We start from the raw sequence: 13481 nt of genomic DNA, 5'->3' as shown, positions 1-13481 counted from the left end.
CGAAGACATGCTGCGTGATCTCCGCACCGAGATCGGCATGGACAAGCCCGAGGACAAGGAGGATGAGCAGGAATGACGACCAAACAGACCACCCCATCGCCTATGCTGGTACTGGGACGTCACAACATCGCCCCGGCATACTGCCCACCTGAACGCCTGGAAGAACTAGAGCGCGAAGCCTATAACCTCTGGTGCAACTCTCTGTCGGGGGAAGAAGAGTTCCTCGAAGAAAACACGGGGGCCGCTGAAGCGATCGCCATGATCAAATGGCAGGCCGAGCGGATCGCGGAGCTGGAGAAACAAGTCCAGACCGCACCGATCCGAGCGTTGATCGAAATGTATGACAGAAATGAACTCGAATACGACGACCTCTACAGTCAAATCCAGTCGCGCATCATGGAATTGGCTCCATTTACGGACGACTGGATGATAAGCGTCGACGAAATCTGGGGCCGTTGGGATGACGAGTTCGCTGACATGGAGCAAGAGGTATTCAGTTTCGTGGACGAGATCCGCGCCGCCATCGGCATGGAGAAGCGGGAATCTGGGGAAGTCCCGTACACTGACCTAAAGTCAGTACTGGACTCGCACTACGCCAATCCGCGGCTTATGGAAACGGGAGAGGTTTTCGTTTGGTGCATGAAGATGAAAGATAGCTTGCCTGCGGGACTTCAAGAGTTGATACATGATTGGGAAAAATCCGACGACACGGTGGAAAATAACAAGGACTTTATCGCCCGCATCCGCGCCGCCATCGGCATGCCGCCGAAGGAGGAACCGACATGCTGACCGCCGCCGAGATGCGCCGCTACACATCGATCCTGAAATTGTCACGGCAACTCGCTGAGATCAAGCCAAAGGACGCCGCAAAACTGACAGACGCTTCAATCGCTTCTGTCATCGAAGCAGCGGTGCCGATCCTGCAAGGGAATCAGTCTATAGAGGTAAAGAGTACCGACGCAATGATCAAGACCTCTATGATCGATTTTCTGATGGATAACGGTACGATCAACATCGAGTTCATGAACGGTACCTCGTACCGGATCGTGCCTTTGGAAAGGCCATTCGGAAGCCGACAGGTACTGATCGGATCTGACAACGTCAAATTCGAAACAGCCCGCGCTGCCATCGATCACGTCTTGAATCTCCACTGTCAAAACGAAATGGATGGGTGGAAGGAGGTCGACCCGGAGTGAGCCTGAAACATCACGCGGAAGTCATCCCCGCCCTAGCAGCTCTGGAAACGCTTGGAGAGCCAATCGAGAAAGTGGTAGCAGAGAAACATATCGGCATCACTCGTGCGGAGATGGAGCGGGCCAAGAACGACGGCCGACACGAAGTCATCGAGGAGTTGCGCCAGAAAGTAGCGACTCACCTCCCGCATGTGATCGGGCTGATCCACTGATGTTGTTGTACATCTGCTTAACCTGTGGTGAGTTCTGCACCGGCGACGAGGATCGCCGGGAGCGGAACCGCTGCGAGGAATGCGAAGGAGCGATTGAAGATGGACCTGACCAAGATGTTTGAACTGCAGCGCCAGCATGACGCGGCGCTGATCGAGAAGAACGGCCTAACGGGTGACCTGTTGTCCCGCAAGGTGCTGGCGCTCCAAGTGGCGGTGGGCAAGGTCGCTGAGTTGGCAGGGGTTGGGCAGTGGCACACGACGAAAGAGGCGCGCACGGCTGGAGCAATCATCAAAATCTCCTTGATTCTAGCGGATGCCGCCTATTGCAAGAAGTGCGGTGATGCTTGGGACATCGAGGTCGAGCGGTGCCCAACGTGCGATCATGGGGAGTTCATCCCGATCAAATACACCAACCCGCTCTTGGAGGCATACACCGAGGCGTTGTCGCTGATCCTCTCCATCGGAATGACTATCGGATATGAGTGTGTCGAGCTTAATGCACGATACCCCATTACTTTTAGGACTGCGGAAGAAATCCTCCTTCACCTTTTTCATGATGCATTCCATCTGGATAAAGAACAACAAATGGGAATCTTCGAGTACGAGTACTTCATCGTCGGGTACTTCGAACTTGGGGTAGAGCTTGGCTTCACCGAGGAACAGATCGAGACCGCATACCTGGAGAGCATCGAGCGCCAGCGGGCGGCGATCGGCTAATGAACTACTACTGGGTTCGAGTGTTCGACTATTCCAACGAGCGTGACCAGCACGACAAAGGCACCATGCTTGATGAGTTCTACCTGAAAGGGGATGACCTCAGCCGTGACGCGGCAAAGCAGGCAGTTCGGGATCGCTACGGCGGACAGGCAGCGACCGAGATTAAATTCGCCAAGCCCCGCAAGTCCGACGGGCTGTACGCGGTCGTCATGGATTCCGAGAAGTTCTTCTACGATCGGTTCTACTTGGAGATCGACACCCACTGCTTCTGGTGCCACAAACCGATCAAAGGCAAAGCTGCTGAGTTCCCGCACTCGTATGGAGGAGACGTTGAAAAGCACATCTACGACCTCGATGATCCCGAGACAGTGTACTTCTGCACCTACGGTGATCGGCGCGCCTATGAACGAGTTGTCCGCAATTCGGTAGAAGGCGAGTACCAGGAGAAGCAGGCTGGTCAAGGAGGCGAGGTTTGCGGATACATCTACCTGATCTACAACCGGGCCGAGAACAAGTACTACATCGGACAGGCGAAGCACATGCCGTTCTTTCGATGGCAAGAGCACGTCAAGGACGGTGCCAAGGGCGAAATCTCCGACATGTCGTTCAGTGTCCTCACTGAGGTGCGGCGCGATCGCCGGTTGACGGACGAAGGTAACCAAAAGTATCTGAACAGCATCGAGGCATGGTGGATCAAGAAATACCAGCACGAAGGTCACGATGTGTTCAACATCGCCAAGCCTCATATCACCATCGACAGTCTCCGACAACGGTTCAACGACATGATCGCGAAGCGACCCGAGCAAGCGGCACTTGCACTTTAGACCGCCACCGAGCGGATAGGAGGATACCCATTATGAGCAAGTACGCTTTTTGGGACGGATTGACCACGCTCGAAAAATTCACATTAGCAACGATCGTCCAAGCATTCATGGCTGACCCATACGGTTCTGGCGACCGTGATCGCATGCGCGATACATGCGCAAATCTCCTGACTCTGTACACGGGCGGTACAGTAGATGAGCGCCTTGGAACCGACTCACTCTTTAAATGGCTCCGCGATGAGAAAGGAGTCTACAAAGAAGTCCGAACCTACACTCCGATCATTAACGGATCTCTGGGACCGACTTGCATCAACCCTGCTGATGCCGCACGAGAGCTTATCGAAGACATCGCAATGGGATATCCGGAGTTCGTAGAGCCGGAGACATTAGTCGAGGATTGGGCGCAACGAGTAGCCGATGTTGACCTTGGATGGCTGCATATGAGAACTGTTAATTGGTCGCCGAAGGAGTACCCCAAGAACACGATCATCGTCAAAAACAGAAACCTGCTTGAGCTTGAGTGCATGCCAGAGTACAACGCATAAGCCCTCAAGCGGGCAGAGGAGGGGAAAAGTATGAAGGGCAAGTGCGAACACTGCGCACATTGGAGCAAGCGCAAGGGGTGCAAGAAGTCGGAGAAAGTCCAAGCGCAAGCGGGCTATAACTCCGACTGGGGCTGGTACGAAGAGTGCCCGTTGTGGAAGGGGATGACGTTGAAGGCGTACCTCGTAACCGAAGACGATGGAGACAACAGCGAAATCGTATTTGCTCACACAAACGGTCAAGCGAAGCTGATCGGACTAGGGCGGGATTGGAGCTACGGAGAGTTTACGGAAATGAGAGCTCTGCGTAGACCCGAATATGACCGTTACGCAGAGCAAGGTTGGGTACCGAAAGAGGAGCTGCTTAAAGACGGTTGGTGGTTCGATTGCCACTGCGGATACGCACGACGAGATTTCAACGCGATCGTGATCCGAGAAGACGTGTATTGCGAGAAGTGCCAGCACAAGGCGCAGGTTGGGGCATAGCCCAGAGGAGGGGAAGAGAGTGGCAAAGCAAACGAAAGTCTCCTGCGAGACGTGCAACAAATACAGAGGCGGTGGCTACTGCAGTCTCAAGGCTGACCAACTGGACGGCACGCGGAGAGAGTGCAGCACCTACACTCCGACCGCAAAGAGCATCAAACTGAGCCCCGCGCAGGACACGCTCATCAAGGCGCTCGCTGAACGCTGGGAGCAAGGTGGCTACCTCTACCAGTGGGGACATGAAGCCCGTACATGGGATGTGCTTCAGAAGCGTGGACTGATCGCCTACGATTCAAAGATTGAAGAACAGAGTCAGCGGCACTACATAACCAAACTGGGTTATGAGTACGTGAATCTCGCCAAGCAAGCCGAAACAGCATAGCACCAAGCCGAAATTTCGAGAGCCCATAGGCTCTCTTTCGGCGTTTCACCAGCACGAAATTCGAGGAGGACGATGAAGATGGCACAAACGGCAATCCAGTTCGCATTCGCAGGGATGGAGCAAACGAACGGCTACGAGGAGATCAAGAGGAGCGTGGTCGAAATGTTGAAGGCGTACCCGAAGCTCAACGCCAAGATCAACAGCGCCAAACGCCGATCCGAGGGCAAAGGTCTTGTGATCCGTCCGTTCCAACTCGACCCGGAAGTCTTCCAAGCGTTGAAGACCGTAGGGCGCGCCTATACCGCCGACAGCGCGGATCTCATGCATAGCGAGAAAGCGGAGCGCGTGTTCCAGAGCCTGTCTGAAAAATCGGGTATCGACAGCGCAGTACTCGACCAAATCGCGGGTTTGCTGGCGGGTACGACTCCGTTCGGTGGCGAGGGATACTCTTATGGGGGAAAGGTGTTCGCAACACGTGAGGCGGCACAGGAGCGGGCGCAGGGGGATGCATTGCAAGAGGTGGAGGACTTGACCGCGCAGAAGGGCTTGATCGAGGAAGCCCTGAACGACCTCAAGAGCTTCGCACCGCACCTAGAGAAACTGCTGCGCGTTCGGTACATCGATGGGGAGAAGATCACGGCCGCCTGCACGAAGTTGGGCATCCAACCGCGCACGCAAGATGACTGGCACCGCGAAGCCGTCGGGGAGATCGCACCGCTTCTGGGGATTGGACGCGGGTGGTAGAGTCGATGCGCATTTTCTGCGTACTTTCTGCGCATAGTCTGCGCGAATCTACGAATTTACCGTGCTACTATGATAGCGTGGAAGACAAAGCAACAAGGCGAGAAACACCAGACGATGGATAGACCACACGGATGAGTTGCGGGGGAGCCCGCCGTCCGTGTGGTCTTTCTATCCTATGTGCGGTCATAGCCAAGAGGTAAGGCGCCTGCCTTCCAAGCAGGTAAGCGCGGGTTCGATCCCCGCTGACCGCTCCACGTCGCCGTAGCTCAGAAGGATAGAGCACCCGCCTCCTAAGCGGAAGGTCGCAGGTTCGAAGCCTGCCGGCGACGCCACAAACCTCGACGAAAGGATGGTAACCATGACTTGGACCTAGATTCAGCTCGCGGGAGTAGTTGAGCCTGCGCCCGCGAGCGAACCGCAAGACCACAATCGATGCATAGCCACTTCACAGGCATAGGTGTTCACCCGCCGCGCTTAACAGGACGCGGCGGTTCCTACGGGCCTATAGCTCAGAAGAGTAGAGCCGCCAGCTCATAACCGGTTGGTCGCAGGTTCGAGTCCGGCTGGGCCCACCACTTGAAAAGACCACCTGCTACGCGATCGGCGTCGGGTGGTCTTTTCGTTACACAAAATCAGCAGGTCGACTCACAAACCGAGATGCTGAACCTGACACCACCGCCTGGTTAAAGGGTGGTACATATCCCGAAAGGACTGATCCCATGAGCACCACCGAAACCGTAACCATCCATCCGACAAAAGGTCGCAATGTCTACTTTAATTCGCCCGACGGCGAGTACGGCAATACCGAATGCGCATCGATCATCACAGCTGTAAAGAGTGAGGACGTTGTGAGTCTGGTTGTGTTCACAACCACTGGATTTTACCATGTGATCGATTGTGTTCGTGGCCAAGGAGCCAACCAATGGGACTGGATGCCGTACCAGAAGGAACAGGCAGCGCGGCAATTCGAGGCAGCACGACTCGTCGGCACCGTCGCGCATCAGACCGAACCGTTGCCGGCAGTCGGTGAGAACGTTCTCTATGTCGATGCGAGCGGCGTTGACTATGACGCGGTGGTTGATCACGTTTGGCCGTCCGTGGTGAACCTGACCTACTACATGCAATGTGGTGGCACCAACGGTGCAACGTCCGTACCGCCGTATTCTCCGGGCATGACCGGCAACTACTTCAAGCGCGTTGACAAAGCGGCCGAGCGCACCGACATCCCGGTAGAGCACATCTGCTAGTCGACCGATGACCACGCCCACCACCTTCTCCAAAATCCCAATCGCTTGGGAAAATCAGAGTCGGTGGTGGGCGTTGCTGATCCGTTGACCAATTTGTAAGCTAGCGCTTATGCTTGTAGTCGAGGTGATACGCATATGGAGAACGATCGATACGTATTAGATTGCGGCGGTGAATGGATTCTCGAATTCGACCCCAAACCACACTACGAACGCGTCATACCAGAAATGCTACATGCAATCATGACGCAGATGGAGAGAGGTACTTACGTGATCAGGACGAACGCCAAGCATGAAGTTAAAAAGGACGTGACCTACACCTTTGAGGTCTTCGGAATCGAATACACCATTTTGAGAGAGCGGAGATAAATCCTCGCTCTCTTTTCTTTTGACCAAACAAGAGGAGGGAACCCCTTATGGCGCAAGTGTATTTGACCCAACAGGGCATCTATCAACACAAGGCAGAATTGCTCGACATCCAAGAACACCACCTGCCGGAAGCTAAGGCGTGTGGCAATGAACAAAATGTTCAGTTCTATGAAGCGCGGATCAAGAAACTGCGCACGCAGCTCGCCAACTGCATCCGCATTGAGACGAGGACCCCGATCCAATCCCCGATCGCGGATGTCGAACAGGTTTGGAACGAGTTCTGGAAGCCACTCGTCACCGATGCAGAAGGCAACGTCGACATGGATCAGGTGAAGAAGGAACTGTGCGATCTTCACTTCCTGATCAAGAACGTCGGCAAAGTCTACGACCACATCACTGGGTTCAGAATCACCAAAGTCACCGCTGATCCTGCGATCGTCATCCAAGAGGCAGAGGAGCACTACCGAATGATCTACGAGCGAGAAGAGGAATAGAAGGAAGGGATAGACGCATGTTTCGTTTGGACTGGGATGACTTCCCGTGGTACCACCTGTTGTGGCTGGTTCCCTTCTGTCTGTTCATATGGTGCTGTCGCGGAGTGGCGTCTTTGTGTAGCGGGGTGAAGAAGCGATGACCCCGATCCAAGACACCTACCGTCGCCGGATGGTTGGACGAGCACGAGTCTACCGGGCCGTTCGCCGTAAGCGTCGTACAGAGCGAATGGTCAGGACGTATTACCCAACCGCGTTTTTCTGGCTACTCGTACTCTACCTAATTGCAAGGCTGACATAGAGAGGAGGGATACGAGATGACAGGAGCATTGACAGCGATCGCAACGCTCGCACTTGCGGCATTTGTAGTTGCCGGCTGGAGTGCATGGCGAGAAGAACGTATGAAGCGGGAGGTAGCCCGATGAGTAAGTATGAATACCGCCGCGAGAGCCCGCAAGAGCCGCCGAAAGTACCGATCGGTTGCGAAGGTTGCATCTGGCTCCGAGACAACGGAGGGCGGTACTCCTGCCCGTATGCGCGGTGCGTGCGGGACGGGTGGTCGGTGGGGAAATAGAAAAAACCACCCGGTCGTGTGGGTGGTTAAGTGTGCTAATTAAGTAGAGCGTGGATCAACATGTGCCAAGTGGTAGTGTGGATAATAGCAATTACAATAGCTGATTCAACATCAATATAGATCTGAAATTTTCCGAAATAAATACGCATAATATTTTCCTCCTGACCAATTGGTCAATTAATTATGGCCTTGCGTCGTTGCATCTATAGGTTAGCAAATCAATACATTAAAAACCGCACTTTTTGTCCATCGGAAAACATGTTCACAATATTGGGCAACCCCCTCCTTCAACTGTACGACGTGCCCTGCAAGGTAATGATAGCAATGCGAAATGATAGTGTCTGCGCAAATGTCCAAGTGTAAGTAAAGTCTCTAAAAATTGGACAACCGCCAACTCCTTGAAATCAATATAGTACGTAAGAGCTATGAGTGTCTCGAAATCTGTGCAAGAAGTGTGTAGTTATTTTCATGCTGTATTTTGATTGATTGTGCACAACAAACTACACTGAGAAATTCGGATTCACATTGACATTTTTGAAATGAGAACTTGCAAACGTCCATCTAAACAGGTGGGCGTTTTTGATTTCTCTGATTCAAGGAGGTGAACGACCCGATGAGCCTAGACTTTGAAGACAAGATTCTGAGACGCTTCGAACTTGCCGAGCGGCGAAAGGCAATGAAAGAAGAGATGGACCTGCTCGACGAGGAAATAGAAGCGCATTTCAACCTCTCGTCTATTGATGGCGATATGGTGATTCCGCTGCCGAACGGAGAGTTCGCAGTGGTGAGCAAGAAAGCCTATATCAAGGACGTGTTTGATAAAGACTCTTTGGCAAACGAGATGCTGATCGCCAAGGACGAGCTGAAAACTCCGTTCGATTTCTCGATCCTCACCTCGCAAGGCAAACTCACGCCGGACATGATCTCCAAGCACACGACCCCTGAGTCGATCATCAAGATCAGTCTGCGGAAGCGCAAGACAAAACCGAAGAAGAAAGGATGATCGACATGCAAGTAACCGTCAACGTCGACCTGAAGAACGTTGGGTTGTTCCAAGAACTCGTCGGCCTGCTGGGTCGCGCCATCCAGACTCACCCGGAACGTGACAGCCTGATCTTGGAATACAACGCCTTGGTGCATGATAAGAACCCGTACCTGATCACCGCTCCAGACAGCGAAGGTGCGCGCCGCATCGCCGCCAGCAAGGGCCTGACCCCGAACGACTGGGTGTACGTACCGCTCGATGAACGGACCCGCTCGCTCGTGCTGGAAGACCGCACCGGCTACCGTCGAGAGAAGTTGATCGGGTCGTTCACCGAGGAAGAGATCGAGATGTTGACTGGTTATGCCGCCAAAGCCTAAGAAGCCTTGTGCGCAACCTCGCTGCTCAACACTCACCATTGAGAAATACTGTGCGCAACATGCCCACAAGCAAGCGGAGCAGACAGCAGAGAAGGACGCTCACTACGATCGGTTACACCGAGATCCGAAGGCGACGGCTTTCTACAAGTCGATGCCGTGGCGGCACATGCGCATCTATATCAAGCGCCGAGACGTAGGGCTCTGCCAGATCTGCTTGCGAGACAAGCGGATCACGGCGGGCACGCTGGTCCACCACAAAGTACCGCTACTCAACGACTGGGATCGCCGACTCGATCCGACCAATCTTGAACTGGTCTGTAGTCCATGCCACAACCGAATCCACAACATGATGAAAGGAGGAATTTGAATGGGAACCAGATCGAACAGAGGGATGGTCCTCGAACACATGATCGAGGCATCCAACCGCACCTACCGGGACAAGGGAATGGCGCTGGTTACAAAGCGGCCGACGCCGATCCGCATCGAACGAATCACAGCAGGCAAGGTGTATGGCCATCTTGAGAAGGCCAGCACAGTAGACTTCGACGGCGTGTACCAGCGCCGCGCCTTGCAGTTCGAAGCGAAGCAGACAGGAGACACGAGCCTGCCGTTGGCGAACTTCCATGAGCACCAGATCACACACCTACGACAAGCCGTCCAGCACGGCGCTGTAGCGTTCGTAATCGTGGAGTTCACTAGGAAGCGTCAGACGTTCTATCTGCCCGCAGAGCGCCTGTTCACCGCGTGGGACAACCGTATCGGCGGTAGGAAGTCGATCGCATACGACGACATCGCACTCACCTGCTTGGAGATCAAGAGCGGGCGCGGCGTACCGTTGGACTATCTGGCCTGTGTAGATGAAGTGCTCAGGCAAGAGAAGCTGATTGCATAGAGAGGAGGATGTACCGGTGGAGAACCTGATCCGACAGATCCGCGCAGCATACCATCGTTTGCGAACGATTCGCCACACCAAGCAGAAGATCATGCTCGAAGCAATTGGGGAGCGTGACGACCATCCGGCGGATAGCACGACGGCCCGTGTCCACATAGCATTGGAACAGAAGATCGTGCGCAAGATCCGCTACCACCACATGAAGTGGATGATCAACGCGAAGCACACACATCACGTAGAGAATGTGACCAGCATGCACATGACAAGCACAATGAACGAAGGGTTCAAGCGCCGTGTTTCGAGAGACTTAGGAGAAAAGGCAGCATGGAGCTGTCTCTCTGAACCAACCAAAGCGAGACGGGAATTGATGGAACTGCTTGTTTTCTCTGTTTTGGATAGTAACGGAACGCCGAAGACCTGGGACGAGATCGCGGATTCACTCAAAGCAAAGCTGCCGTTGTTCCCGACGAGAGAGCAACAGGTCAGTGTATTGCGTGAACTTGCAGGAGTTACGGGCGGCCAGTGGCTCGCGGAGCAAATGGACAAACGGCCATGAAAGACATCCTCAAGCTCATGGGCCTTAGCAAAGCGCCAGAAGGATACAGCGTACAGCAATGTGAACAGCACGGCGGATACCTGGTAAGAGCAGACGTAAGCCGAGAGTGTCCACACTGCAACCCTGAACTCCATCGACCAGCAGGCATTACGAACAGAGGGGGAGCGTAAGGGAATGGGACAGCTCAGCGAGTTGATGCAACGCCACTGGGAGCAACGCAACCAAGACCTCGACAACTTTCGTGCAAACTGTGCTAAGGCGCGGGAAGAGATACGAGAGATCAACCGACAGATGCAAGAGCAACGAGAACGATTCCTCAGAGAGTCAAGGATGAGATAGAACATTCGTTCTCTATGTTAAATTGTTTATAATTTGCACACAATACACACAACTAAGGTAATTGTACAAGTTGTTCGAACAATTAACACACTTAGATTTATTTATCACAATTGATCGAACAATTGAAACAATTCTGTCATATAGACTAAATTGTGTATATTTTGTGTACAATTGACGCAATTTGAAAGAATTGTGTTAATTGTGTGTACAATTTGAACAATTTGAACAATTTGAGATACCCCCCTACTTTGGAAGCTAGAGGCAACGCCGACGCGACCGCGCGGGCAGCCTTCTTTAACCGAAACTCCTTTTTCGCACGGTGCCTTAGGAAACGCCCTTGCCCTTGTCAGGGCACATCAGGAAGGAGGTGATACCCTGTGCCGCGACAACGTGAATCTGTCGATTCCTTGCTCGTGAAAGGCAAGTCGCATTTGACCAAGGAGGAAATCGAACGTCGCCGTGAAGCGGAAAATTCTTTCCGTCCGCCGACTGACAAGGTCAAGTGCCCTACTTGGCTTGATAAGGAATCTAAGAAAATTTGGAAGTCTCTACAGGAAGACCTCTCAAATCTTGGTCTGTTAACAAACATCGACGTGGTGAAACTCGCCATATTTTGCGATTCCGTTTCCAAGTACCGTGACGCAACCGCCAAGATCAACGAGCAAGGACTTACGATCCAGTACACCAACGCAGCGGGTGCGACTAACCCAATGAAAAACCCGCACATTTCAATTGCCAATATGTACGCTGCAATGATCAAACAGTACGGTGGATTATTTGGCCTGTCCCCGGCGGCACGCTTGAAACTGATGGCTCCGCCGGAGGATAAGAAAAAGGATGCGTTTGCTGAGGACTTCGAAGAGGATGATGACGATTGATAGACGCAGTCACTCGCTATGCTAACGCAGTGCTGTCGGGGGAGATCGTTGCAGGTCTGTATGTGAAGCTCGCATGTGAACGTCATCTTAACGACTTATTGCGCCAAGGCACCGAAGGATTCCCCTATGTGTTCTCTGAGAAGAAGGCCAAACGAATCTTCAAGTTCGCCAAGTATTGTCGGCACGTGAAGGGTGAACTGGCCGGACAGCCGATCAAACTTGATCCGTTCCAGAAGTTTATTTTGGGGAGTATTTTCGGATGGGTACACACTGACACCAAACTTCGTCGTTACAACAAAGCATATGTCCAAGTCGCGAGAAAGCAAGCGAAGTCGACGAAGCTATCTGTTGTCGGGCTCTATATGCTGACCGTTGACGGTGAAGGTGGACCAGAGGTCTATGCGACCGCTACCAAAAAGGACCAGGCGAAGATCGTCTTTGATGACTCAAAAGCTATGGTGAACAAGTCGCCGGATCTCAAGCAACGATTGAAAGTGACGCGAGAAGCGATCAAGAAAAGGGACGACGAGATCGCCAAGTTCGTTCCGCTCTCAAAGGATACCAAAACAGCTGACGGTTACAACCCGCACCTTGGTATTTTGGATGAGTACCACGCACATCCAACGAGCGAGATGTATGATGTCCTTGAATCTGGCATGGGACAAAGGGCGCAACCACTGCTCTTTATCATCACAACCGCCGGTTTCGATTTGAGTGCTCCTTGCTATTCGGAGTACGAGTATTGTTGCAAGATTCTCAAAGGTGACATGGAGAACGACAACTACTTCATCTACATCGCGCAACTGGACGAAGAGGACGACATCAACGATGAAAGTGTCTGGATCAAGGCGAACCCTTTGTCCGCACAAACAGAACGTGGGATGAAGTACCTACGACAGCAACTGTTGGAGTCTAAAGACAAGCCAGAAAAGCAACGATCAGTTCTGACGAAAAACTTCAACAAGTGGATCAACATGCGCCCTGCTGGTTACATGAATATGGACAAATGGAAATTGTGTGCCGCGAAGTTGGGTGAGTTTCCGGATCTGCGAGGCCGTATCTGTTACGTAGGTATCGACTTATCCAAGAGAATCGACTTGAGCAGCGTGGCGTTTATCTTCCCCTTGGAGGATGGGATATTTGCGGTGAAAAGTCATTCCTTCATCCCGTCTGAAACACTCACTCAGAAACAAATGACGGACAAACAGGATTATTCCAAGTGGGTGAGGGATGGTTGGATCACAGCCACTGAAGGCGCGGTCATTGACTATGAATACATCAAGCGTTACATCATTGACACAGCGGTTGAGAACGAGTGGGTTATTCAGGAAATTTGCTATGACCCCTACAACGCTACTCAGTTCGCGCAGGGGATGATGATAGAAGGTTACGAGATGGTCGAGATCCGGCAGGGTATGAAGACGCTATCTGAACCGACGAAATCCTTCCGGGACCTTGTTTACGATTTGAAGGTTATCCATGAAGACAACCCCGTTCTAAACTGGGCAATGACCAATGCAGTTCAGAAAGACGACGCGAACGAGAATATCATGCTCGACAAGAAAAAATCCACTGAGCGAATCGACCCAGCAGCCGCATTGGTTAACGCTCACGTTCGGGCAATGCTACGAGTGGAGAGTAACAACGAGATACAGGTCTGGTCGTTCGACTAATGAGAG

At 52.8% G+C, this 13481-nt stretch carries 21 protein-coding genes and 3 tRNA genes; all 24 read left to right on the top strand.

Features of this window, described 5'->3' with window-relative positions; genetic code table 11:
- Nucleotides 1–72: 72 nt before the first annotated feature.
- The 24 genes from C7459_RS20760 (at nt 73) to C7459_RS20660 (ending at nt 13475) form a co-directional block, all read left to right on the top strand.
- Entirely contained in the window at nt 73–789 is a 717-nt protein-coding gene (locus tag C7459_RS20760; protein WP_109691196.1) for a hypothetical protein, read from the top strand.
- Entirely contained in the window at nt 783–1196 is a 414-nt protein-coding gene (locus tag C7459_RS20755; protein ID WP_109691195.1) for a hypothetical protein, read from the top strand. Before C7459_RS20760 ends, C7459_RS20755 begins: the two co-directional genes overlap by 7 nt.
- Nucleotides 1193–1405, top strand: coding sequence for a hypothetical protein (locus C7459_RS20750; protein WP_109691194.1), 213 nt, complete (start codon nt 1193–1195; stop codon nt 1403–1405). Before C7459_RS20755 ends, C7459_RS20750 begins: the two co-directional genes overlap by 4 nt.
- Nucleotides 1406–1504: 99 nt before the next feature.
- Entirely contained in the window at nt 1505–2122 is a 618-nt protein-coding gene (locus tag C7459_RS20745) for a nucleoside triphosphate pyrophosphohydrolase family protein (protein ID WP_109691193.1), read from the top strand.
- Nucleotides 2122–2946: a GIY-YIG nuclease family protein gene (locus C7459_RS20740; RefSeq protein ID WP_109691192.1), complete on the top strand. Its 825-nt coding sequence runs from the start codon at nt 2122–2124 to the stop codon at nt 2944–2946. Before C7459_RS20745 ends, C7459_RS20740 begins: the two co-directional genes overlap by 1 nt.
- A 32-nt stretch (nt 2947–2978) precedes the next feature.
- The gene (locus C7459_RS20735; RefSeq protein WP_109691191.1) at nt 2979–3491 is read left to right on the top strand and encodes a hypothetical protein; all 513 of its coding nucleotides are present in this window, start codon (nt 2979–2981) and stop codon (nt 3489–3491) included.
- Between the two features lie 30 nt (nt 3492–3521).
- Entirely contained in the window at nt 3522–3974 is a 453-nt protein-coding gene (locus tag C7459_RS20730; RefSeq protein ID WP_245884668.1) for a hypothetical protein, read from the top strand.
- Nucleotides 3975–3993: 19 nt separating this feature from the next.
- Entirely contained in the window at nt 3994–4353 is a 360-nt protein-coding gene (locus C7459_RS20725; protein WP_109691190.1) for a hypothetical protein, read from the top strand.
- A gap of 78 nt (nt 4354–4431) precedes the next feature.
- On the top strand, nt 4432–5097 hold the full coding sequence (locus C7459_RS20720; protein ID WP_109691189.1) for a hypothetical protein: 666 nt from the start codon (nt 4432–4434) through the stop codon (nt 5095–5097).
- 179 nt (nt 5098–5276) lie between these two features.
- Nucleotides 5277–5351 (top strand) — tRNA-Gly (locus C7459_RS20715).
- A gap of 1 nt (nt 5352) precedes the next feature.
- A tRNA-Arg gene (locus C7459_RS20710) sits at nt 5353–5429 on the top strand.
- A 166-nt stretch (nt 5430–5595) separates the two neighbouring features.
- A tRNA-Ile gene (locus C7459_RS23540) sits at nt 5596–5672 on the top strand.
- Between the two features lie 144 nt (nt 5673–5816).
- Nucleotides 5817–6344, top strand: a complete 528-nt coding sequence (locus tag C7459_RS20705; RefSeq protein WP_109691188.1) for a hypothetical protein — start codon at nt 5817–5819, stop codon at nt 6342–6344.
- Nucleotides 6345–6479: 135 nt separating this feature from the next.
- On the top strand, nt 6480–6710 hold the full coding sequence (locus C7459_RS20700; protein WP_109691187.1) for a hypothetical protein: 231 nt from the start codon (nt 6480–6482) through the stop codon (nt 6708–6710).
- Nucleotides 6711–6757: 47 nt separating this feature from the next.
- Nucleotides 6758–7204, top strand: a complete 447-nt coding sequence (locus tag C7459_RS20695; protein WP_109691186.1) for a hypothetical protein — start codon at nt 6758–6760, stop codon at nt 7202–7204.
- A gap of 418 nt (nt 7205–7622) precedes the next feature.
- Nucleotides 7623–7775 carry a hypothetical protein gene (locus tag C7459_RS23535; protein ID WP_170119592.1) on the top strand — a complete coding sequence of 51 codons (153 nt, stop codon included), beginning with the start codon at nt 7623–7625 and terminating at the stop codon, nt 7773–7775.
- Nucleotides 7776–8388: 613 nt separating this feature from the next.
- Nucleotides 8389–8778 carry a hypothetical protein gene (locus C7459_RS20690; protein WP_109691185.1) on the top strand — a complete coding sequence of 130 codons (390 nt, stop codon included), beginning with the start codon at nt 8389–8391 and terminating at the stop codon, nt 8776–8778.
- Nucleotides 8775–9137 (top strand): hypothetical protein, encoded by a 363-nt coding sequence (locus C7459_RS20685; RefSeq protein WP_109691184.1) that lies wholly within the window; start codon nt 8775–8777, stop codon nt 9135–9137. The genes C7459_RS20690 and C7459_RS20685 overlap by 4 nt, the downstream gene beginning before the upstream one ends.
- Nucleotides 9121–9504: an HNH endonuclease gene (locus C7459_RS20680; RefSeq protein WP_109691183.1), complete on the top strand. Its 384-nt coding sequence runs from the start codon at nt 9121–9123 to the stop codon at nt 9502–9504. Before C7459_RS20685 ends, C7459_RS20680 begins: the two co-directional genes overlap by 17 nt.
- Nucleotides 9505–10029 carry a Holliday junction resolvase RecU gene (locus C7459_RS20675; RefSeq protein ID WP_109691182.1) on the top strand — a complete coding sequence of 175 codons (525 nt, stop codon included), beginning with the start codon at nt 9505–9507 and terminating at the stop codon, nt 10027–10029.
- Between the two features lie 16 nt (nt 10030–10045).
- Entirely contained in the window at nt 10046–10585 is a 540-nt protein-coding gene (locus C7459_RS20670) for a hypothetical protein (protein ID WP_109691181.1), read from the top strand.
- A 174-nt stretch (nt 10586–10759) separates the two neighbouring features.
- Nucleotides 10760–10924 carry a hypothetical protein gene (locus C7459_RS23530; protein ID WP_170119591.1) on the top strand — a complete coding sequence of 55 codons (165 nt, stop codon included), beginning with the start codon at nt 10760–10762 and terminating at the stop codon, nt 10922–10924.
- Between the two features lie 377 nt (nt 10925–11301).
- Nucleotides 11302–11802 (top strand): phage terminase small subunit P27 family, encoded by a 501-nt coding sequence (locus C7459_RS20665; protein WP_109691180.1) that lies wholly within the window; start codon nt 11302–11304, stop codon nt 11800–11802.
- A complete protein-coding gene (locus tag C7459_RS20660) occupies nt 11799–13475 on the top strand; it encodes a terminase large subunit (RefSeq protein WP_109691179.1) in 1677 nt (558 codons plus the stop codon). Before C7459_RS20665 ends, C7459_RS20660 begins: the two co-directional genes overlap by 4 nt.
- Nucleotides 13476–13481: the final 6 nt, after the last annotated feature.

It is taken from the genome of Tumebacillus permanentifrigoris (genome assembly GCF_003148565.1).
Lineage (GTDB): Bacteria > Bacillota > Bacilli > Tumebacillales > Tumebacillaceae > Tumebacillus > Tumebacillus permanentifrigoris.
Note: the sequence above shows the minus strand (reverse complement) of the source record. Positions and strands in the feature narration are given on the sequence as shown.